General features: G+C 56.6%; 19 protein-coding genes and 2 pseudogenes. 17 read left to right on the top strand and 4 right to left on the bottom strand.

Annotated features, from left to right (window positions below):
* Window positions 1-3 precede the first annotated feature (3 nt).
* Both K529_RS16725 and K529_RS16720 read left to right on the top strand, forming a co-directional pair.
* Window positions 4-1,017, top strand: coding sequence for a zinc-binding alcohol dehydrogenase family protein (locus K529_RS16725; RefSeq protein WP_005636542.1), 1,014 nt, complete (start codon window positions 4-6; stop codon window positions 1,015-1,017).
* Window position 1,018: 1 nt separating this feature from the next.
* A complete protein-coding gene (locus K529_RS16720; RefSeq protein ID WP_005636544.1) occupies window positions 1,019-1,399 on the top strand; it encodes a VOC family protein in 381 nt (126 codons plus the stop codon).
* A gap of 402 nt (window positions 1,400-1,801) precedes the next feature.
* Here K529_RS16720 and K529_RS16715 read toward each other — a convergent pair whose 3' ends face one another.
* Window positions 1,802-2,686: a LysR family transcriptional regulator gene (locus K529_RS16715; RefSeq protein WP_065317490.1), complete on the bottom strand. Its 885-nt coding sequence runs from the start codon at window positions 2,684-2,686 to the stop codon at window positions 1,802-1,804.
* A gap of 109 nt (window positions 2,687-2,795) precedes the next feature.
* Between K529_RS16715 and gstA the strand changes: the two genes are divergently transcribed.
* The 11 genes and pseudogenes from gstA (at window position 2,796) to K529_RS16650 (ending at window position 12,821) form a co-directional block, all read left to right on the top strand.
* Window positions 2,796-3,407, top strand: coding sequence for a glutathione transferase GstA (gene gstA, locus K529_RS16710; RefSeq protein WP_046002846.1), 612 nt, complete (start codon window positions 2,796-2,798; stop codon window positions 3,405-3,407).
* Window positions 3,404-3,784 carry a nuclear transport factor 2 family protein gene (locus tag K529_RS16705; protein ID WP_046002847.1) on the top strand — a complete coding sequence of 127 codons (381 nt, stop codon included), beginning with the start codon at window positions 3,404-3,406 and terminating at the stop codon, window positions 3,782-3,784. Before gstA ends, K529_RS16705 begins: the two co-directional genes overlap by 4 nt.
* Window positions 3,785-3,787: 3 nt before the next feature.
* Window positions 3,788-4,009, top strand: a complete 222-nt coding sequence (locus tag K529_RS16700) for a tautomerase family protein (RefSeq protein ID WP_005694648.1) — start codon at window positions 3,788-3,790, stop codon at window positions 4,007-4,009.
* A pseudogene (locus tag K529_RS23990) lies at window positions 4,006-4,539 on the top strand (nitronate monooxygenase); the annotation flags it as partial. The gene K529_RS16700 and the pseudogene K529_RS23990, both read left to right, overlap by 4 nt.
* Window positions 4,531-5,029, top strand: a pseudogene (locus K529_RS23985) (IS21 family transposase); the annotation flags it as partial. The pseudogenes K529_RS23990 and K529_RS23985, both read left to right, overlap by 9 nt.
* Window positions 5,019-5,810 carry an IS21-like element helper ATPase IstB gene (gene istB / locus K529_RS16685; protein WP_065317488.1) on the top strand — a complete coding sequence of 264 codons (792 nt, stop codon included), beginning with the start codon at window positions 5,019-5,021 and terminating at the stop codon, window positions 5,808-5,810. The pseudogene K529_RS23985 and the gene istB, both read left to right, overlap by 11 nt.
* 1,792 nt (window positions 5,811-7,602) lie before the next feature.
* A complete protein-coding gene (locus K529_RS16670; RefSeq protein ID WP_046002661.1) occupies window positions 7,603-8,631 on the top strand; it encodes an ABC transporter substrate-binding protein in 1,029 nt (342 codons plus the stop codon).
* A 56-nt stretch (window positions 8,632-8,687) separates the two neighbouring features.
* Window positions 8,688-9,956, top strand: coding sequence for an ABC transporter permease (locus K529_RS16665; RefSeq protein WP_005652678.1), 1,269 nt, complete (start codon window positions 8,688-8,690; stop codon window positions 9,954-9,956).
* 11 nt (window positions 9,957-9,967) lie between these two features.
* A complete protein-coding gene (locus tag K529_RS16660) occupies window positions 9,968-10,753 on the top strand; it encodes an ABC transporter permease (protein ID WP_046002662.1) in 786 nt (261 codons plus the stop codon).
* Window positions 10,754-10,776: 23 nt separating this feature from the next.
* Complete coding sequence (locus K529_RS16655; protein WP_005634488.1) at window positions 10,777-12,087, top strand: aspartate aminotransferase family protein; 1,311 nt, start codon at window positions 10,777-10,779, stop codon at window positions 12,085-12,087.
* Entirely contained in the window at window positions 12,084-12,821 is a 738-nt protein-coding gene (locus tag K529_RS16650; RefSeq protein WP_005634485.1) for an SDR family NAD(P)-dependent oxidoreductase, read from the top strand. The genes K529_RS16655 and K529_RS16650 overlap by 4 nt, the downstream gene beginning before the upstream one ends.
* A 45-nt stretch (window positions 12,822-12,866) precedes the next feature.
* Here the strand turns inward: K529_RS16650 and K529_RS16645 are convergent, their stop codons facing one another.
* The 3 genes from K529_RS16645 to K529_RS16635 all read right to left on the bottom strand — a co-directional run bounded on the left by K529_RS16645 (window position 12,867) and on the right by K529_RS16635 (window position 15,583).
* Window positions 12,867-13,559: a GntR family transcriptional regulator gene (locus tag K529_RS16645; protein ID WP_005634482.1), complete on the bottom strand. Its 693-nt coding sequence runs from the start codon at window positions 13,557-13,559 to the stop codon at window positions 12,867-12,869.
* A gap of 165 nt (window positions 13,560-13,724) precedes the next feature.
* Entirely contained in the window at window positions 13,725-14,702 is a 978-nt protein-coding gene (locus tag K529_RS16640) for a transketolase family protein (protein ID WP_005634479.1), read from the bottom strand.
* On the bottom strand, window positions 14,699-15,583 hold the full coding sequence (locus tag K529_RS16635; RefSeq protein WP_080929620.1) for a transketolase: 885 nt from the start codon (window positions 15,581-15,583) through the stop codon (window positions 14,699-14,701). The genes K529_RS16640 and K529_RS16635 overlap by 4 nt, the downstream gene beginning before the upstream one ends.
* 94 nt (window positions 15,584-15,677) lie before the next feature.
* On the opposite strand from K529_RS16635, the gene K529_RS16630 reads away from it, so the two are divergent.
* From K529_RS16630 to K529_RS16615, 4 genes are all read left to right on the top strand, one after another.
* On the top strand, window positions 15,678-17,057 hold the full coding sequence (locus K529_RS16630) for an aminotransferase (RefSeq protein ID WP_046002663.1): 1,380 nt from the start codon (window positions 15,678-15,680) through the stop codon (window positions 17,055-17,057).
* A 33-nt stretch (window positions 17,058-17,090) separates the two neighbouring features.
* The gene (locus K529_RS16625) at window positions 17,091-18,176 is read left to right on the top strand and encodes an ABC transporter ATP-binding protein (protein WP_046002664.1); all 1,086 of its coding nucleotides are present in this window, start codon (window positions 17,091-17,093) and stop codon (window positions 18,174-18,176) included.
* A gap of 5 nt (window positions 18,177-18,181) precedes the next feature.
* Window positions 18,182-19,630, top strand: coding sequence for an NAD-dependent succinate-semialdehyde dehydrogenase (locus K529_RS16620; RefSeq protein WP_005628224.1), 1,449 nt, complete (start codon window positions 18,182-18,184; stop codon window positions 19,628-19,630).
* A 66-nt stretch (window positions 19,631-19,696) separates the two neighbouring features.
* Window positions 19,697-20,767, top strand: coding sequence for an ABC transporter substrate-binding protein (locus K529_RS16615; RefSeq protein WP_005628222.1), 1,071 nt, complete (start codon window positions 19,697-19,699; stop codon window positions 20,765-20,767).
* Window positions 20,768-20,809: the final 42 nt, after the last annotated feature.

The following is a 20,809-nucleotide window of genomic DNA, read 5'->3' as shown; positions in this document are numbered from 1 at the left end:
GACATGAAAGCCATCGGTTACACAACAAACGGCGCGATTGATCGCGCTGATGCCCTGATCGATCTTGAGATCGATAAACCAACAGCGACAGGCCATGACATTCTGGTCAAGGTTGCCGCCGTTTCGGTTAACCCTGTCGACGTTAAAGTCCGCCAGAACCGCCCCGCGGAAAACGATGCGCCTGTGATCCTCGGCTGGGATGCCGTGGGCGAGGTCGTTGATACGGGCGATAAGGCCACGCAGTTCAACGTGGGCGATAAGGTCTGGTATGCAGGTGCGATCAATCGCACAGGCACCAACGCCGAATACCACCTTGTGGATGCGCGCATCGTCGGCCATGCGCCAAAATCCATCGATACCGCCGCCGCAGCAGCCCTGCCGCTGACAACACTGACAGCGCAAGAGATGATCTTTGATCGTCTGAACGCCACAAATCCGGTTCCGGGCGCGGCCAATGCCATCGTTATCATCGGCGGAGCGGGCGGGGTCGGCTCCATCGCGATCCAGCTATTGCGCGAACAGACAGACCTGACGATAATTGCAACGGCCTCGCGTCCTGAAACGCAAGAGTGGGTTAAGGAGCTTGGCGCGCATTACGTTGTGGACCATTCGAAACCACTGGCCGAACAAATCGCAGCCCTTAACATCGGCGCGCCAGCCTTTGTGTTTTCGACCAACTATTCTGAAACCTATGTGACGCAGATTGCCGAATTCATCGCACCGCAGGGCCGGTTTGGTCTAATCGACGACCCCAAGGGCTTTGACATTATGCCGTTCAAAGGCAAGGCGGTTTCGATCCACTGGGAGCTGATGTTCACCCGGTCTTTGTTCACCACCGATGACATCGCGCGTCAGGGTGAAATCCTTGATACCGTAGCTGGCCTGATCGACGCAGGTAAAATCCGTTCTACCGCGACCGAAAGCTTCGGGACGATCAATGCCGAAAACCTCAAACGTGCCCATGCGTTGATTGAAAGCAGTAAGGCCAAAGGCAAGATCACATTGGAAGGCTTCTGAGATGCAGGTGCGCAGGCCTGATCACGTCAACATTCAAACCACCCAAGTTGAAAACATGGTGGCCTGGTATCGTGATATTTTGGGCATGCGCACCGGCCCGCGTCCGGATTTTCCATTTCCGGGCACATGGCTTTATGCGGACAATACGACCGTGATCCATCTTGCGGGGAAAAGTGGCGATCCGGCGGTTGGTTCCGAAGTGAAATTGAAGCTCGAACACTTCGCACTGACCGCGACAGGCCGCGTGGCGTTTGAAGAAACGCTAAGCAAAGGGGCCATTCCACACCAACGGTTCGTGTTGGATACGATCAAGCTTGTACAATTCCACCTGCGCGACCCCGATGGCAATCACGTCCACATAGATTTCATCGCGGACGAATGATAGCTCATGTGCTGATCTGGTCGCCAACGTCCGCTTAAGGGAAGCTGCACTGCGGCGTGGCGGCCAATCGTCAATGGCAGGTAAGGGCCGAATGCGGCAGCCAACATGATTGCTGTACTCCACCCATCGCTCCGTAGGTGAGCAACAGCCTGACAATGTGTATGTTCTCTAAGGAGAGTTCTTGGGAACAGTTTCCCGAATTAACTTGTTTGTGAGCTCAGACAACTGCGTGCAGATTTTCAGAGGCCTTGGAAGACTGAGTGCCGCTTCGGCAAATCCCAGGAAGAGGCAACAATCGAAAAGATCGCGCCTAGGATGACAGTTATCATTGCGGCAGAAAACCAAAGATTTAACAGGATCACCTCAGTTGCTGAGGATCAGCTGTCCTGCACGATTCCTGCTCTACTCCGGCTTAGCAGTCCCGATTTTGCTCCAAAGCTCATCGGCAACGACGCCAATTGCCTGGTCTCTGCGTCTCATCTTGAAGATCATGGTCCGGCGAAGCGGGAACCCTTCCAGGTTCAGGGAAAGCAAAGCCCCGGACCGCCGCTCCTCCACCGTCATGTGATCGGGCAAGCCGCCCCAGCCAAGGCCTGCAAGGATCACCTGCTTCTTGGCTACGAGGTCTGAAACTGTCCATTTCAACCCGCCCGGCAGCAGATCCCGGCTCTGTTCATGGGCTGCACCGCCTGTGCCGGCAGCGACCACCTGCACATGGCTTTGCATTTCGGAAGCGGACAAGGCCCGGGAACTGGCGGGCAGGCCCAGGCCGGGGGCGGCCACCGGCCGGATCGTGACCTCTGTAACCGCCTCTGCCTCCACTTCGTCCAGGGGGACCCCGTCAAGGGAGGCGAGCGCGATATCCGCCTTGCCCTCCATCAGCCGGGCAATCGGGCCGCCCATCATTTCCATCCGCAGACGCAGGTGGGTGGCCGGGTGGCTCCGCCCGGTATCTGCAAGCGCAGGCAGCAGGGGGGCCAGATCCATTGTTGCGCTGACGGCAATTGTCAGTTCCGGCTCTTCGCGGGCGCGCAGACGGGACGCGGTGGTGCGCAGCCCTTGCATCTGCCGCAGCACCCGGGAGGCTTCGCGGTAGAAAATTTCACCTGCCGGGGTGAGCGCGGGGCGGTAGGCTTCGCGGCTGAAGAGCTCCAGCTCCAGCTCCTCTTCCAGCTGGCGGATTGTGTGGCTGATGGCGGATTGTGATTTGTGCAGGCGCTCTGCCGCGCCGCGGAATGTGCCGGTTGCGACAATGGCATCCAGGGCAATGAGCTGGTCGTGTTTCATGAGCTTCCAACATGATCTATTTTTATGATCATAATGATGATAATACAATATTATCAATCGATCATATCGGAAGGTAGTCAGAGGACATCACCAACCAAAGGAGACTGTCATGAAACTCTACTACAAGCCCGGTGCTTGCCCTCTGGCAAGCCATATCGCCCTGCATGAAACCGGCCGCCCGTTTAAAATCGAAGCCGTCGATACTGCGGCTGGCCGGACCGAAAGCGGTGCGGACTACCGCGCGATCAACCCCAAGGGCTATGTTCCGGCCCTGGGCCTGGACGATGGTAGCGTTCTGACCGAGGGGGCGGCAGTTTTGCAGTATATCGCAGACAGCAGCCCTGAAGCAGGTCTGGCCCCGGCGGCAGGCACCCTGGCGCGCGCCCGGATGCAGGAACAGCTCAACTGGATCGGGACCGAGCTGCACAAGGCTTTCGGCCCGCTGTTCCGCGAGGGCACGTCCGAGGCCGGCAAGGACGCCGCGCGTACCGCTGTTGCGGGCAAGTTCGATTTCATCGAAATCCAGCTGGCGGATGGCCGTGAATGGCTGGTTGAAGGCCGGTTCTCGGTGGCGGATGCTTACCTGTTCGTGGTCTCAAACTGGGCGAATTTCACCGGTATCGATCTGGCCCGCTGGCCCAATCTGGCCGCCTTTGTGAGCCGCAGTGCTGCCCGCCCGTCGGCACAGGCAGCGATGCGGGCCGAGGGGCTGATCCAATGACGCCCGCCGCCCACAAGCAGGTCGGCGACCTGATGGAGACCTATTTCGAGGGTCTCCATCAGGCCGACAGCGCCATGCTGCGCGAGGTGTTCCACCCGCAACTGGCCTATGTCTGCGCCACGGAAGGCGATGAGCTTTATTTGGATCTTGAGACCTACATGACCCGCGTGGACGGGCGCGAGCCGCCCGCTGAACGTGGGGACCCGCGGGAGGAGGAAATCCTGGAGATTGCCTTTGCCAGCGGCAGGCTGGCCCGAGTCAGCGCCCGGATGACCATGATGGGCCGCGACTTCCATGACTTCCTGACCCTGGTCCGCGACGGCGCAGAGTGGCGCATCGTGGCAAAAGTGTTTTCCTATGTTCCGCGAAAGGACTGATCGATGCCTTATGTGAATATCAAGGTAACTCGCGAAGGCGGCCCGGACGGCACCGGCCCAAGCGCAGACCAGAAGGCGCAGCTGATTACCGGGGTCACCGGTCTCCTGCGGGACATTCTGGGGAAGAACCCGGCAACGACCTTTGTCGTGATCGACGAGGTTGCGCTGGAGGATTGGGGTGTCGGCGGTCTACCGGTGCAGGAATACCGGAAGCAGGCACAATGAAGACTCGGCTGACAGAGGCGTTTGGGATCACTTGTCCGGTGATCCAGGCGCCGATGGCCTTTGCTGCGGGCGGCGCGCTGGCCAGCGCCGTCTCCGGCGCCGGAGGGCTGGGCATGATCGGAGGTGCTTACGGAGATGCCGAATGGATCGAACAGCAGTTCGGCATCGCCGCAGGTGCCCGCGTCGGCTGCGGGCTGATTACCTGGAAGCTTGCGGAGCAGCCGCAACTGCTTGACCTGGTACTGGCGCACGAACCTGTGGCGGTTTTCCTGTCCTTTCGCAACCCGGAGCAGTTTGCGCCTGCGATCCGGAATGCCGGAGTGCCACTGATCTGCCAGGTACAGACCTTGCGCGATGCACGGCAGGCGCTGGCGTGCGGCGCGGACATCATTGTTGCGCAGGGAGCGGATGCCGGCGGCCATGGCGAGGCGCGTGGCACCTTCGCGCTGGTTCCCGAGATCGCGGACGAAATTGCTCGACAGAACAGCCAGGCACTTTTGTGTGCGGCCGGCGGTGTTACCGAGGGGCAAACGGTTTGCGAGCATGCGCGGATTATTGATCGATCCAAACGCAAGCCGGGCAAGGTCATCTATGACTGGCGCCACTATCTTGCGCTCGCCCATTGTCCTCGGACCAATGGCGGACAAGGCCTCGCTCCAACGCAAACCAGGTGCCCTTCGCAATGGCGCGCCGTTTACAGAGATGCCGGATGCCTTCCGCCAGCTGCAGGATCACATGCTGCGCAAAGAGGGCGGAGACCGAGAGATGGTCGATGTCCTGTCATTGGTTCTTCAGCACAATGAGGAAGACATCCTGTGCGCAGTGGAACTGGCGCTGGAAGCGGGTGTGCCAACCAAAACGCATATCCTGAACCTGCTGCATCGATTGATTGATCGCAAACCGACCGACCACCCCGAGGTCGAGCCGCCTGACGTACTCGCATTGCAAACAACGCCAGAAGCAAACGTAGATCGCTATGACGGACTGAGACAGGCCCGGGAGACGCGCCATGCGTCATGACCCAGCCGGAGCATCCATTGTAATCATGCTGCGAAGTCTCAAGCTCTATGGCATGGCAAATGCGGTCGAAGATTTGGGCGCCCAAGGCGCGCCGGCATTCGAGGCCGCCATTCCAATGCTGTCACAGCTCCTCAAGGCCGAGATCGCGGAACGCGAAGTGCGGTCCATTGCATACCACACGAAGATTGCCCGCTTCCCGGCGTACAAGGATCTCAGCGGCTTCGATTTTACATCGAGTGAGATCAACGAAGCGAAAGTGCGGCAGCTGCACCGCTGCGAGTTTATCGAATCCGCCGAGAATGTCGTACTGATCGGTGGGCCTGGAACGGGCAAGAGCCACACTGCAACCGCTATCGGCGTTCAAGCGATCGAACATTACCGGCGGAAGGTTCGCTTCTTCTCAACCGTGGAGCTGGTCAATGCACTGGAGCAAGAGAAGGCGCTCGGCAAGGCTGGGAAACTGGCCGAGATGCTGACCAAAGTCGATTTGGTTATCTTGGATGAGCTTGGCTATCTGCCGTTCAGTTCGACCGGCGGAGCACTTCTCTTCCATCTGCTCAGCAAGCTGTATGAACGCACCAGCGTCATCATCACAACTAACCTCAGCTTCTCGGAATGGGCGCAAGTCTTCGGCGATGCGAAGATGACAACCGCGCTTCTCGACCGGCTAACGCACCGCTGCCACATTCTGGAAACTGGCAACGACAGCTATCGGTTCAAGGCCAGTTCTGAGGCAGCAAAGAAAACAGGGAAGGAGACCAAAACATTGACCGCGTCATAGACCAAAGCGCATAATTGAGGGTGGGTCAAATCTCGGTGAAAATACCGGGTCAGTTCTCAGTGACAATCAACACAACCAATGAGAATGCTTCTTTCGGTGTCGTCGGTTCGCAACGCGGATGGGGAAGCGCCGGACCGGGGCGTCTCATTTCCACGATCCTTTTGGAACATGTCGGCAATCCAGTCATGGTCGTTGATGAGGTGGAGAAGTCGGGAACTGCAACGTCCATGTCAGGCCGCGCATTCGGACTGTCGGAGGCGCTGCTAGGCCGCTAATCTGAATGCCTAGGCAGGTGTGCGAATGGTAAGAGCCTGATGAGGGCAGCGGTTTCGTGACATTGGACTGGGTCGACTGGTTCAACCATCGCAGACTGCCGGAGCCAATTGGGAACTCCCTACCAACTGAAGCGAACTTCTTTGCGGCTCTGGAAAGATCAGATATGGCCGCGAAACTAAGATAGATCAGTTTCCGGCAAATCCGGCGTGATTCAAGGATCGGTTTTATTCCACTGCGATCCGAGCTCACGCAGACCTCCAGCAAGGCTCGATAATATGGCTCAAGCCGGCCAATCCCATATTATCGATCCTGATAAACCCGGAAAGCGCCGTGCCGGGGCCGCAATAGGGCCAGAATGATCGCGATCACCCCGGCACGATCACGATCAACAGGAGAGTGATCTCCTGCTGACCCATGCCGAGCAGAGCGAGGCACAGAGCAAGGGCTCGGGTCAGCGTAAAATGTCGGTTCATTTCCGGCGTCCTGAATGCTGCATGACGCGCGCAGGCGCCGAGTTCAGTGCAGGCGGAGCCGCGTCACGGGTACGACGGGCGTCCCCTAGAACTCCAGATCCACCTGGCGGTCGATCATCGCCATAGTACATGTCCAAGACATTTCTCAGTAGCGCGTTGGGAACCCTCACATAGGACCGGACATAGAGCGGCGACATCAAATGAGGCTCATGTCCCTTCTGAAGACAAAAGCGCCGATGTAATGCGCCCCGCCGCAGGCCTCCATGGCAACCACGCAGGGCGGGAGCGTAGCAAGAAAGTCCAACGGTCGATGCCGCTGGAGCCGTTTGCGAAACACAACCGCTCCCGCATCATCCAGCCCGACGAGACTTCAAACGGTCTTGCCCAGATCAATGCCCAAAACCTTGATGTCCATCAGATGCTCCTCTCTCCAAGCATGCCTGGCACGATAGCAGCGTTTGGTGGGAAGGCAGTTCACCCATTAGCTTATTTCTGAGTACTATAATAACGGCTTGATCGCCGCCTCTTGACGTCATTACACCAGTTTTCTTGAGACAGCGGGGTTCGGTGCCTCCTGCGCGTAAACACTCCTCAGGTAGCAGGTGCGCGCCTTCAGTGAATAGACTGAGGGCTGCACATGTAGAAGAATGTTTGCGCATGGTACAAAGGCAAGGAGCTTACGCGGTCGAGCTATCCCTGCTCGTCCACCGTACCGGTCGAAAATTTGACTCTGCCATAGGGTTTGACTGCAGCAGAAACGTGGGGGCCGTGATCTTCTTGAGGATGCTTGCCTGCTGGGCGGTATTTGCTGCGCGGAAACTGTTGATATCCCCCTGCGCCAGCAGAACGGAGCTGCGAAGCTCGTGGTAGCCTTCGCTGAAGGCATGCTGGCGCGGGACCTGCGTGCCTGAAGTATAGCAAATGTACTCCCTGGCCCCGTGATTGTTGAACTTCACCAAGAACTGGCCCTGGAAATAAGCAAATGCATCTTGTCAGACTATATAATGTATAATACATTATACGGCACTAATGGGAGGACTATCATGAAATCTTTAATTCTTACTGCCGCGTGCGCGGCGATCACAGCTGCTAGTGCAAGCGCTCAGGATCTGACGGTCACTGGATTTGGTGGATCCCTTCAGGATGCCCAACGAGCCGCCTACTTTGAGCCGTTCCAAGCCGCCACTGACATCAAAATAAACGAAGACACGTATGGCGGGGGCATCTCGAAGATCAAGGCTATGGTCGATACTGGAAGTGTTGTCTGGGACGTCGTTCAGATGGACGAAAACGAAATGATATTGGCCTGTGATGAAGGGCTTTTGGAAACCGTCTCGGCCGCTGGTCTTGGAATTGATGGGTCCCTGCTTGATCAGGCCCGGGCCTCTGATTGTGGCGTAGGCTTCTTCGTGTGGTCGATGGTTCTGGGTTATGATGGTGCGCGTCAGGAAAAGGCACCTACAAGCTGGTCCGACATGTGGGATTTGGAGACTTGGCCTGGTGGGCGCGGTCTCCGCAAACAGGCTCGGATGACGCTGGAAATAGCTTTGCTTGCGGATGGTGTGGCACCGTCAGCGCTCTATGATGTGCTTGCCACACCCGAGGGGGCTGACCGAGCATTTGCTAAGCTGGACGAAATCAAGGATAGCATCGTCTGGTGGGAAAGTGGTGCCCAGGCTCCCGAATGGTTGGCTTCGGGCGACGTGGTGCTGACCGCAGCCTATAACGGGCGAATTGCCAGTGCCAACGAAGAAGGTCGCGATTTTGGCATTGCGTGGACCAACCAGCTATACGCCATGGATTTCTGGACCGTAGTTAAGGGCGGTGATCTTGAGACAGCCAAGAAATTCATCGCCTTTGCGATGGATGCTCCAAACCAGAAAGCGTTCACGGATCAGATCCCTTATGGCGTGACCAACGTCGAGGCCAACCCTCTCATTGAGCCCGAGATCGCGCCGCAACTTCCGACAAATCCGTCAAACCTCGATGGAGCCCTGCCACTGAGCACCGCATTTTGGGTTGATCATGAAGAAGTGTTGCAGACCCGTTTCACACAGTGGCTCGCCAATTGATCTGAAAGAGGCAAAGCGCGTGCGCGTACATGCGCTTTGCCGCCAACAAGGAATAGATGATGACGGTGACAAGCGAACACCCGGCCTGGCCGGCGATTTCAGCCGGCCAAAAGCAGGAATTTCGACGTGATGTAAGGCGTAAGCGTCTGGTCTCACATCTACTGGTGCTGCCTCTTTTGCTCTTTATCGCGCTCTTGTTTATCGGCCCGATATTGGTGATGTTGTCGCGTTCGGTGGAAAATCCGGAACTGCGTGCCGGATTGCCAACTCTGGCACATAACCTGAGTGATTGGTCAGGTGAAGGGCTTCCCAATCCAAAAATATACCAAGCTTTGGCAATGGATCTGGTTAATCCAGATCTACGTTCGGAGCGTGCCGCGGCCGCGCGGCGGTTGAACTACGAAGTGCCTGGCTATCGCACTCTGGTCATTGGGACCGCCCGTAAAATTGGTCAGGTGCAAGATGAGATTATCGCGGACCCAAAGGCTGCTTTGATCGCCCTCGATCCTCGCTGGGGTGAGATGCCGTATTGGCATGCCCTGCGTCGTGCCGTCTCGCCTACCACCTCATATTACCTCCTAGCTGCTCTTGATCTGAAAGTTGATGACAGCGGCTCCGTTGTGCGTGTTGAACCTGAACAGCGGATCTTCGTCGATATACTGATGCGCTCGCTCTGGGTCAGTGTGGTGGTGACGGCCGTCTGTCTTCTGGTTGCCTTCCCCGTGGCCAACTACATCGTCGTCGCCGGACCGCGGATGCGCGCTCTTGTGCTGCTATCGATCCTTTTGCCGTTCTGGACCTCACTTCTGGTACGCACATCGGCATGGATCGTGGTTTTGCAACGTGAGGGGCTAGTGAATGATGTTCTGACAGGTTTGTCGTTAGTGGATGATCCGCTTGAGCTGATCTTCAACCGATTTGGCGTCTATGTGGCGATGATCCACATCCTCCTGCCTTTCATGGTGCTGCCGCTTTATTCGGTGATGCAGGGGATCCCGTCCAGCTACATGCGCGCGGCGGCATCGTTAGGTGCGCGCCCCTTGCAGGCCTTTTGGCGGGTGTATCTGCCGATGACTCTACCGGGGATCGGGGCGGGATGTCTGCTGACCTTCATTCTAGCGGTTGGGTACTACATCACCCCGGCGCTTGTCGGTGGTGCGCAGGACCAGATGATCGGCTATTTCATCGCGTTCTTCACCAATACACGGCTGAACTGGGGCATGGCCTCGGCGCTGAGCTTTATCCTGCTGAGCTGCATTTTGGTACTTTACGTCGGGCTCGGTCGCTATGTGGGCATTGGCCGACTGGTGGGAATTGACAAGTGAGGAATGGTGTAATGAAAACAACTTTTTCGATGCGAAACGGCCAGCTTGTTCTGAGCGTTCTTGTCGCGATCTTTATGGTCGGACCGATCCTTGCGGTCATCCCGATCTCGTTTAGTTCGGGCAGTTTCCTGAGCTATCCGTTGCCGGGGTTTTCGCTGCAATGGTACGAGAAAGTGCTCCAGTACGATCCGTGGATGAGCGCGCTGCTCAACTCACTGATCATCGGGGTCGCGTCGGCCACATTAGCCACGATCCTCGGAACACTTGCGGCATTGGGCTTTGCACGCGGCAATCTGGTGGCGCAGCAGTTTCTGATGGGTGTGGTGATTTCACCAATGATCATTCCGCTAGTCGTGTCTGGTGTGGCGATGTATTTCTTTCTGGCAAAGCTGGGCTTGGTAGCTACTTTTTCCGGATTGATCCTTGCCCATACCGTGCTGGCGGTGCCCTTTGTGGTCATCCCGGTCATGGCAACGCTACGCGGGTTCGACACTAATCTTGTGCGTGCGGCGAATTCACTTGGGGCCACGCCGGTTAACGCCTTTTTCCGCGTGACACTGCCTAATATTGCGCCGGGGGTAATTTCGGGTGCGTTGTTTGCCTTTGCAACATCGTTTGACGAGGTGGTGGTGGCGCTGTTCATAGCGGGACCTGCTCAGAAAACACTGCCACGACAGATGTTTGACGGGATCCGAGACAATATTGAGCCCTCAATTCTGGCGATGTCATCGCTTTTGGTGGTGATCTCGATATTTATGCTGGCAGCCACGGCCTGGCTGGCGCGCAAAACATCATGAGATTCAAAGAAGGAGGATCCACGATGCTGGATCAGCAAAAATCACATGCAGCGACCCGGCGGTTATCCCAGGTCCTGGCGGGCGGTATCGGCAGCGGGGGGCGGATTGACCATCGCGGGTTGTTTTTGACCGAGGGTTCTGGCGCCCGTGTCACCGATGCCGATGGGAACAGCTACATCGACTATATGATGGGGTTCGGCGCATTGATCCTGGGGCACAAGCCCGCGCCCGTGGTCGATGCGATTCAGACTGCGTTGGGAAAGGGTACTATGTTCGGTGCGGCCTGTCCGGCGGAACTGGAACTAGCCGAGCGGGTGGTTGCATGCTGGCCTTGTGCGGATATGTGCCGTTTCACCAGTTCGGGTACTGAAGCGGTGCAAGCGGCGTTACGCTTGGCCCGCGCGGCAACCGGGCGGGACAAGGTACTGAAATTCGAAGGTCATTTCCACGGTTGGGGTGACAATATTTATGTCAGCGTCAAGGCCTCGGCGCATAGCGGCTTGGAACGACACCCCCATGCGTTGCGTATGACCGCTGGCCAACCCGAGAGCATCCTGTCGGATGTGGTAGTCGCCCCTTGGAACAATCTGCCAGCGCTTGAAGCAATTTTGTCAGACCAAGGCCGCGAGATCGCCGCGCTAATACTGGAGCCTTATCCGACCAATAACGGTTGCATGGACAGCGGCACAGAATATCTTCAAGCGCTGCGCACACTTTGTGATCGTTATGGTATCGTCTTGATCTTCGACGAGGTGGTCAGCGGGTTCCGGTTGGGCCTTTCGGGCGCACAGGGATATTACGCGGTGACACCCGATTTGTGTACCTTTGGCAAGGCGATGGCTGGCGGGATGCCGATTGCAGGTTTCGCCGGAAAACATGACCTGATGGGGCTTCTTGATGGCAATCAGGTCAGTCATTTGGGCACCTATAACTCTAACGCTATCTCAGCTGTCGCGGCTCTCGCAACGATCGACACGCTTGCCGCAGAGGATGGAGCAGCCTTTACTCGGATTTCTGATTACGGTCGCGATCTAATCATGGGATTCAACGATATTTTTCATCGCTACGACCTTCCACTTTGTGCTGAGGGGATAGGGCCGGTCCTGTCGATTTTTGCATCAACAACGCCGCCGAAGTGCTACCGAGATACTCTGTCTCATGATGTGGCCTTGCTTGCCCGGGTGCATCGGGAGCTTCTGTCCGAGGGAATCTGGATCTTTGGGCGTGGTAATTTGATGATCGGTACCGCGCATGGCCCTTCAGAATTGGAAGAGACCATGGAAAAAGTGGAGCGCGTGGCAATGACGCTGGCAGACAGGAAAAATGTAGTATGACTGAACATTCAATTATCATCGTCACGGGCGGCACACATGGTATCGGTCGGGCCTGTGTCGAAACGCTAAGCGAGCAGGGATATCCGGTATTGTTCACTGGGCGCGACGTATCTGCTGGCCGGCTGCTGGCAGAAAGAAGTGGCGCCATTTTTCAGCGATGCGACGTAGCAGATGACGATCAATGTGCAGCAGCTGTGGACCGTGCGATGGAACTGGGGCAGGGGCAAATTGCTGGATTGGTTAACAATGCTGGTATGTCATTACGTTTGCCGTTCGAAGAGACACAGGCCGAAGACTGGGATCGGATCATGACCGTAAATGCACGCAGCGTTTACCTGATGACACGATTGGCCTTGCCGGGCCTCCGGGCGGCTAAAGGCAGCGTTGTTACCACCTCCTCTGTGGCAGGCTTGGTCGGGCAGCGCGGACTGGCGCTTTACACTGCGTCGAAGGCCACGTTGATCGGGCTGACACAAGCGCTGGCGCTGGAATATGGGGCTGAGGTGAGGTTTAACGCCATAGCGCCGGGGCAAATTGGTACCCGGATGATGCAAAAAATCATGGATAATCCGGAGCGGTTGGCAGCCACTGTCGCCACTATCCCAGCCGCCCGGTTAGCTGAACCGCGGGAAGTGGCGGATGTGGTCGCATGGTTGATTTCTGATGCATCAAGCTTTGTGAATGGCGCGATTATTCCCGTGGATGGCGGCGAGACTGCTGGGATCTTTGACTAACCTACAATAGGAAGGGCGTGTGCACTTGTGGCGCTCGCCCGCTCATTATTTGTCTCGGTCCGCTTCACCTATCTCGGTTATCTGTGAAATATAAGCCTCCATGCTAGCTCCGCCACGACGCAGGTCATTTTGCATGGCTAACCCCGCTTTGGTTGCGTCCCCCGCTCGCAGGGCTGCGAGAATGTTCAAATGCTCTTCTGCACCCGTGTAGTCTGTCTCCATCTTTTCATAAAAGACGTTTAAAATGGGCCCCATCATCGCCCAAAGCCGTTCAATGGTTGCCAGCAAAACGGGCATTTTGGCGGCGCGGTAGATCAGAAAGTGAAACTCGCGGTTGTTGTTTAGGGTGGATTTTCCATCCCGTGTTTCTTCGGCGGCGACAAAGGCATTATGAAGCTTTTGAAGCCGTTCAATTTCATCGGGGCGCAGGTGTGGTGTAGCAGCCTCGGTGGCGATACGCTCTAACTCGATGCGCATCGCGCGGATTTCCTGATAACGCTCCAGTGAAAGTGCCGGGATAGCAAAGGCCCGGGGAGAGTACATTTCTACCGCACTCTCGCTCACTAGCTGAATCAATGCCTCGCGCACTGGTGTGATGGAGGTGCCGGTCTGTTCCACAAGATCCGCGACCCGCAGTTTTTCGCCGGGTTTAAATTCCCCTGCAATCAGAAGGCCTTGAAATTCTTTGTGAATTCTAGTGGAAAGCTTTACGGGCTTGGAGAGGCTTAATTTTGGCATTGCTTGTAGAGGCTCGTTCCGGATTTTTTTGCTTATAAAACATCATATACCGAAAGGTGCGAGACTTGGCGACTACCTGCGCGCAGATTTATTCAGGTATCTTAGCCGTTAGTACACCACGGGTGTTGAAAGTCACCCGTGGTGCGAGCCTAATCTGCCGCGTTGTTAGGCTAGCGCTTCGCGTGCGCGAGCCTCAATCCCCGCGGCATCCAGTTGATAGTGTGCATAGAGATGCGTGGGTGGCGCAATCAGGCTGTATTCGTCCTCGATCCCGTGCCGGATCAGGCGACATCCTGCACCTTCATCTGCTAGCACCTCGGCTACGGCACCGCCAAGTCCACCCAGAACGTTGTGTTCTTCAACTGTCATGATGGTTCGGCTGTGTCCAGCGGCTTTGAGGATTGCATCGCGATCAAGGGGCTTGATTGTGTGCATATCTAGAAACCCGACCGAACGGCCTTCGGCCCGCAGGGATTGGGCCGCTTTTAGCGCGGGATGCACCATCGACCCTGTCGCGATAATGGTCAGCTCTTCTCCATTGCCGTGTGAAATTGCTTTGCCAAATTCAAAGGGCGTATCGATGTCATAGACGTCTGGATCGCGCCCGCGCCCGATGCGAAAGTAAATCGGCTGGGTGTGGTTGGCTGAGGCCCGAATGGCGGCGCGCAGTTGGCTATTATCAGCTGGGGCAACAACCGTTAGGTCGGCAATGGAGCGCATGATCGCGATATCCTCGGTCGCATGGTGCGAGGTGCCATAAAACCCCAGCGAAATCCCGGTGTGGTGACCAACTAATCGCACTGGAAGTGCAGAATAGGCAATATCTGTGCGAATTTGCTCGCAGCACAAAAGGGCAAGGAAGGAGGCGAATGTGGCCACAAACGGCATCGACCCTGTCGCAGCCATGCCAGCCGCCGCCGAGACCATGTTCTGTTCCGAAATGCCGAATTGCAAAAACCGGTCAGGATGGGCTGCCGCAAACTTGGACAACCCATTGGAATACTGCAGATCGGCAGTGCAGGCCAAAACTGGATGTCCATCCTCGACGAGATCCGTCAGGCCATCGGACAGTGTTTGCAGGCCAGGATTCAGGGAGTTTAGCTCACGATATTGCCAGCTGTCTTTGTGCAGGGGGGCGGTCATAGTCCGGCTCCTTGTTTAATTTCCTCGATGGCGCGGGCTTCGTCTTCGGGAGCAAGGTATCCCAGATGCCAGCCAGGCTCGGTCTCCATGTAACTTACGCCCTTGCCCTTGACGGTGTCGGCGATGATACAGCAGGGGCGGGTACGGCTGGAGTCGGCGCGCACTTGCCTCAAAAGCGTGGCAAGTTCAGCCAAGTCATGGCCGTCAATGCGGTGAACCTCCCACCCGAAGGCCTGCCATTTCTGGGTTAGATCCTCGACCCCGATTATTTCATCAACGTCGCCGTCCAGCTGAAAGCCGTTACGATCTACGATAACTGTCAAGTTGGCGGCTTGGTGATGGGCTGCGCTCAGCGCAGCCTCCCAGACTTGACCTTCCTGCATCTCGCCATCGCCCACCAAGGCGAAGGCGTGGAAGTCCTTACCTTGCGCGCGTCCGGCGAGCACCATGCCAAGAGCACCGGAGATGGCATGGCCGATGGAACCGGAGCTGAAGTCTACGCCAGGTACTTTCCGCATATCAGGATGATCGCCCAACGGATTTCCCAGTTTCGTGTAGCCGTCCAGCAGTGCAGGGTCGAAAAAACCGAGGTCGGCGAGGATCGGGTAAAGCCCTACGGCGGCATGGCCTTTGCCCATGGTAAAGCGGTCGCGATCCTCCCAGTCCGGCACACCTGGCATTAAGCGCATCGTGTCGTAGTAGAGGGCTGCAAATATCTCGGCGCAGGAAAAGACCGAAGTGTAGTGTCCGACTTTGGCGATCTGAATCAACCGAATTGTTTCGAGGCGGCAGAACAAGGCACGGTCTTTAAGATAGTATAGGTGGTCAGGGGTTAGCGCACAGTCCTTCGGTATGCGTGCTGCTGTTTGTGTAGGTGTCATCGGATCCTCCGGGTTTGATGTTGACAGAATATAATGTATTATACATTATCAAGTCAAACGCTGAATAAGCAGCGACTGAGAAGGACCAATAATCGTGACAAACTATGCCACTCACCTCAGCGCGATCGACGCGCGGTATCATCTACATTCTCAAACAAATGCCGTTGCCCACCAGTCAAGGGGGGCGTTGATGTTGACTCGGGGGGACGGCGTGTATGTGTCTGATGTCGAGGGGCGCCAATACCTCGAATCCATGTCCGGGCTTTGGTACGCCAATCTAGGCTTCAGTAATCAGGAACTGGTCGAGGCCGCCTATACTCAATTGCAAAAGCTTCCCGCCTACCACACGTTCAATCACCGTTCGAATGATGTGTGCGCGCAACTGTCCGAGCAATTGGCGCAGATTGTGCCATTGAAAGATGCCCGGTTATTCTATGTCAACTCGGGGTCTGAGGCGATTGATAGCATGATCAAGATGGCCTTGTATTATCATGAAGCCAAGGGCAATAGCACACGCCGCACGATCATCTCACGCAAAGGGGCGTTCCATGGCTCCTCAATATATGGAGCCCTAGTGGGTGGCTTGCCTCATATGAAAGACGGGTTCAACTTGCCCGCTACTGATGAGATCGTGCAGGTGTCGCGCCCCAGCCTTTATCGCGAGGCGCATGTGGCTGAAACCGAAGCGGCTTATTGTGACCGATTGATTGCCGAGGTCGCAGACGTGATTGCCACACGTGGAGCCGATACAATTGCCGCGATGATTGCCGAACCGATCATCGGGGCGGGGGGGGTTCTGACACCGCCTAAAGGCTATTTCAGCCGACTGAGTACTCTGCTGAAATCACACGGGATCCTTCTGCTGATGGACGAGGTGATCTGCGGGTTCGGTCGGACCGGCAATTGGTTCGGGGCACAAACTTATGGTGCACAGCCGGATATCATTGCCATGGCAAAAGGACTGACCGCCGGATACATCCCAATGGGTGCTGTTGCCATGTCTGGTTCTGTTTATGAGGCTATTGCGGCGCAAAGCAACCAGCTAGGTGTATTTGGTCATGGGTTTACCTATTCTGGCCACCCGACCGCTTCAGCCGTCGCATTGGCAGCGCTTGAACAATACCACAAGATGGATGCCCCTGCGCTGACCGCACGGCGGGGACGTGATTTGCACGCCGCACTGAATGTGCTGGCGACGGATGACATGATTGGCGAAGTCAGGGTCGAAGGCTTTATCGCGGGAATTGAGCTGGTGGCCGACAAGGTTGATCACACTCCCTTTGCACCCGAATTGTCCGTTGGACGGCGCTTTGAAAACAATGCGCTGCGCGAAGGGCTGATTGTGCGCAACATGGGTGACACCATCGCCCTGTGCCCGCCGTATATCATGAACGACCACGAGTTCGAAATTATGATCAAACGCCTGCGAGCTGCTCTGAATGCCACGCGGGCTGATCTTCATGCTGCCGCCTGAGCTGCGTGGCAATCTGTTTACTGGGAGGAAAACATGACAAGAAACACCGACACCTTTGTCGAGTTTCGCGATATCGACAAGACCTATGATGGCGAGGTTTTCGCGGTTCGCGACATGAACCTGTCCATTGAAAAAGGCGAGTTCATTACCCTGCTCGGCCCCTCAGGATCCGGCAAAAGCACCACACTGATGATGCTGGCCGGGTTTGAGCGCCCGACCGCGGGACAGATCCTTTACGAAGGGCGCGAGCTTGCTTCGATCCCGGCTCATAAGCGCAATTTCGGGATGGTGTTCCAGAACTACGCTTTGTTTCCGCATATGAGCATTCTGGAAAATGTTGCCTTTCCGCTGGCCATGCGACGCGTGTCCAAAGCCGAGGCCGCCGATAAGGCTCGTGCTGCTTTGGACATGGTGCAGCTGTCACATTTTGCTGACCGTCGCCCTGCTCAACTGTCGGGCGGGCAGCAACAGCGGGTCGCACTGGCCCGCGCGCTGGTTTTCAATCCGGAAATTATCCTGATGGACGAACCGCTTGGCGCGCTGGACAAAAAGCTGCGCGAAGAGATGCAGATCGAGCTGAAACACCTGCATGAAAACCTGGGCGTGACGTTCGTTTTCGTGACGCATGATCAGGATGAAGCCCTGACCATGTCGGATCGCATTGCGGTCTATAATGACGGGAGAATCCAGCAGATCGCTGACCCGACGACCCTGTATGAAGCACCGGACAACGCCTTTGTTGCCTCGTTTCTTGGCGACACCAATATGCTGCGCGGAACGGTGGCGGCTGTGTCAGGGCAAAGGGCGCAAATCGAATTGCGGGACGGCACGATGGTTGAGGTGGCCAATGCCGGGGGGCTTTCGACCGGGCAGTCGACGCAGGTCTCAGTGCGCCCTGAAAGGATTACTCTGGAAGCGGGTGAGGCTGGCATCGCCGCCGAGCGGGTCGAAACGATTTATCATGGCGCTCATGCTTCGGTTATTTGCCGTACCCAGTTGGGTGAAGAGATCACGGCACGCCTGCCGGCTAGTGCCATTGAAGATGTGACCAGTGATCAGTTGCGAGTGCAGTTTGCGGACCGACACGCGCGGGTCTTTCCCATTTCAGAGGCGGGATGAACAAAATGCTGACACTTTCCGACAAGGATCTGTTGCGCCAACACGCCCTGATTGGCGGGGATTGGTGCGCAGGCGCGCAACAGTTTACTGTAAGCGACCCGGCCACGGGGGACATCCTCGCGCAGGTTGCGGATTGTGACCTGGATATGATCCGTTCTGCGATTGATGTCGCAGAGGGGGCGCAGTCAGCGTGGGCCGCTTGCACCGCCGCTGAACGGGCGGACATCCTGCGCCGCTGGTATGATCTGGTGGTTGCACATGCCGACGATTTGGCGGCAATCCTGACCGCTGAAATGGGCAAACCCCTGTCTGAGGCCAGGGGGGAGATCGTGTATGGGGCCAGTTTCATTCGGTGGTTCTCCGAAGAGGCCTGCCGGGTCTATGGGGATGTGATCCCAGGGCACCAGCCCGATAAACGCCTGTTGGTGTTAAAACAGCCGGTCGGGGTCGTCGGAGCAATCACACCTTGGAATTTCCCAAACGCAATGATCACCCGCAAGGCGGCTCCGGCCCTGGCGGCGGGTTGCACGATGGTGGTGAAGCCTGCCAAGGAAACACCATTGTCAGCGCTGGCGCTTGTCGAGCTTGCCAACCGCGCCGGGGTGCCGCCTGGGGTTCTGAATGTCGTCCCAACCTCTGACAGTCGGATGGCGGGGCGTGAATTCTGTGAAAACGACAAAATGCGCAAACTGTCTTTCACCGGCTCCACTGGGGTCGGGCAGATCCTGATGCGCCAATCTGCTGGCCAGATCAAAAAACTATCGCTGGAACTGGGGGGCAATGCCCCATTTATTGTCTTTGATGACGCGGATCTTGAAGCCGCTGTCGAAGGGGCCGTGGTGTCGAAATACCGAAATGGCGGCCAGACCTGTGTCTGTACCAACCGCATCTACGCCCAGTCCGGTATCCACGACGCGTTTGTTGCGGGGCTGGCGGAACGGGTCGCTGACCTGCAGGTCGGTCCGGGCACCGATCCAGCCGTCACCATCGGCCCATTGATCAACGCCGCTGCCGTGACCAAGGTCGAGGCGCACATGGCAGACGCGATTAGCAAAGGAGCTAGCCTTGTCACCGGTGGTGGGCGTCATTCGCTCGGGGGCACATATTTTCAACCCACGGTGATCTCTGGCATGACGCCCGATATGGCGGTGGCACGGGATGAGACCTTTGGGCCTTTGGCGCCCGTCTTCCGGTTTGAAAGCGAGGCCGAGGTGATTACCAGTGCCAATGACACCGAATTCGGGCTGGCGTCCTATCTCTACAGTCGTGACATGTCGCGCATTTGGCGCATGTCCGAGGCGCTGGAATACGGGATGGTAGGCATCAATACCGGATTAATCTCGACCGAGGTGGCCCCTTTTGGCGGTGTCAAACAGTCTGGATTGGGGCGGGAAGGATCCAAATACGGGATCGAGGATTACCTGGAACTGAAATACCTGTGCATGTCGATATGACAGGGCCTTAATGAGGAAGAGTACAAACGAAAATATAATGTATCATACATCAATCGGAGGAAGGCCATGACTTTAACAACACCCATTAAACGCTCGCTGGGGGCGTCAGTTGGCGCTTTGTTGACTGCGATTCTGGTGGCGGCACCAGCTTTGTCCCAAGAAAAATCACTGAATGTGGTTGGGGCGGGCGGTAGCCTGCAAACCGCACAGAGATATGCCTACTATGCCCCATTTGCCGAAGAATTTGGCGTTACAGTGAATGAGGAAAGCTATTCCGGGGCTATGGCCAAGGTTGAAGCCATGGTACGCACAAACACTGTTTCATACGACGTGATGCAAGTGGAACAGGATGATGTGGTTACTGGTTGCGATGAAGGATTGTTCGAGCCGCTTGATTGGAGCGAGTTCGGCAATCCAGATGACTTTGTTGAAACGGCGACACAGGCTGATTGCGGGGTTGGGTATTTCGTCTGGTCGATGGTCTTTACCTATGATCGCAGCAAGGTCGAAAACGGCCCTAAAACATGGGCGGAATTTTGGGATGTTGAAACATGGCCGGGGCGCCGTGGCTTGCGCAAGACGCCCAAAATGACCTTGGAGCTGGCGTTGATGGCCGATGGGGTCGCCCCTGACCAGGTCTACCAAGTGCTGTCCACACCAGAGGGACAGGATCGTGCCTTTGCCAAGCTCGATGACATCAAGGAGCATATCGTCTGGTGGACCACGGGATCTCAGCCGATCGAACGGCTTGCGGCCGGGGATGTGGCCTATTCCGCAGCGTTTAACGGCCGCGTCAGCAATGCCAATCAGGAAGGCAAAGATTTTGCTCTGGAATGGGCTGGACAGATTTACGGGATGGATTTCTGGGCAATCGTGAAGGGCACTCCGCATCTGGATCTTGCGAAACAATTCATCGCCCATGCGATCAAACCAGAGCAACAGGCACGGTTCCCTGAGAAAATTCTGTATGGGATCACCAACAAACAGGCCTTGGAAAGTCTGCCTGCCGAGACGCTGACACAGCTGCCCACCGCTGCCGACAATCTGCAATCAGCTCTCCCCCTCAGCTCGGATTTCTGGATCGACAACCAAGAGACTTTGTCGAAACGGTTCGAGACCTGGTTGTCCGCCAGCTGAGACCTTGGTGCGCCCCCTAGCTTCTCATAGGGGGCGCATCTT

Origin of the sequence: Tritonibacter mobilis F1926, assembly GCF_000376545.2 — a bacterium.
Lineage (GTDB): Bacteria > Pseudomonadota > Alphaproteobacteria > Rhodobacterales > Rhodobacteraceae > Epibacterium > Epibacterium mobile.
Note: the sequence above shows the minus strand (reverse complement) of the source record. Positions and strands in the feature narration are given on the sequence as shown.

Coding starts and splice junctions, on each gene's coding strand:
- K529_RS16725 (WP_005636542.1), top strand. CDS start 4: ATGAAAGCCATCGGTTACACAACAAACGGCGCGATTGATCGCGCTGAT.
- K529_RS16720 (WP_005636544.1), top strand. CDS start 1,019: ATGCAGGTGCGCAGGCCTGATCACGTCAACATTCAAACCACCCAAGTT.
- K529_RS16715 (WP_065317490.1), bottom strand. CDS start 2,686: ATGAAACACGACCAGCTCATTGCCCTGGATGCCATTGTCGCAACCGGC.
- gstA (WP_046002846.1), top strand. CDS start 2,796: ATGAAACTCTACTACAAGCCCGGTGCTTGCCCTCTGGCAAGCCATATC.
- K529_RS16705 (WP_046002847.1), top strand. CDS start 3,404: ATGACGCCCGCCGCCCACAAGCAGGTCGGCGACCTGATGGAGACCTAT.
- K529_RS16700 (WP_005694648.1), top strand. CDS start 3,788: ATGCCTTATGTGAATATCAAGGTAACTCGCGAAGGCGGCCCGGACGGC.
- istB (WP_065317488.1), top strand. CDS start 5,019: ATGCGTCATGACCCAGCCGGAGCATCCATTGTAATCATGCTGCGAAGT.
- K529_RS16670 (WP_046002661.1), top strand. CDS start 7,603: ATGAAATCTTTAATTCTTACTGCCGCGTGCGCGGCGATCACAGCTGCT.
- K529_RS16665 (WP_005652678.1), top strand. CDS start 8,688: ATGATGACGGTGACAAGCGAACACCCGGCCTGGCCGGCGATTTCAGCC.
- K529_RS16660 (WP_046002662.1), top strand. CDS start 9,968: ATGAAAACAACTTTTTCGATGCGAAACGGCCAGCTTGTTCTGAGCGTT.
- K529_RS16655 (WP_005634488.1), top strand. CDS start 10,777: ATGCTGGATCAGCAAAAATCACATGCAGCGACCCGGCGGTTATCCCAG.
- K529_RS16650 (WP_005634485.1), top strand. CDS start 12,084: ATGACTGAACATTCAATTATCATCGTCACGGGCGGCACACATGGTATC.
- K529_RS16645 (WP_005634482.1), bottom strand. CDS start 13,559: ATGCCAAAATTAAGCCTCTCCAAGCCCGTAAAGCTTTCCACTAGAATT.
- K529_RS16640 (WP_005634479.1), bottom strand. CDS start 14,702: ATGACCGCCCCCCTGCACAAAGACAGCTGGCAATATCGTGAGCTAAAC.
- K529_RS16635 (WP_080929620.1), bottom strand. CDS start 15,583: ATGACACCTACACAAACAGCAGCACGCATACCGAAGGACTGTGCGCTA.
- K529_RS16625 (WP_046002664.1), top strand. CDS start 17,091: ATGACAAGAAACACCGACACCTTTGTCGAGTTTCGCGATATCGACAAG.
- K529_RS16620 (WP_005628224.1), top strand. CDS start 18,182: ATGCTGACACTTTCCGACAAGGATCTGTTGCGCCAACACGCCCTGATT.
- K529_RS16615 (WP_005628222.1), top strand. CDS start 19,697: ATGACTTTAACAACACCCATTAAACGCTCGCTGGGGGCGTCAGTTGGC.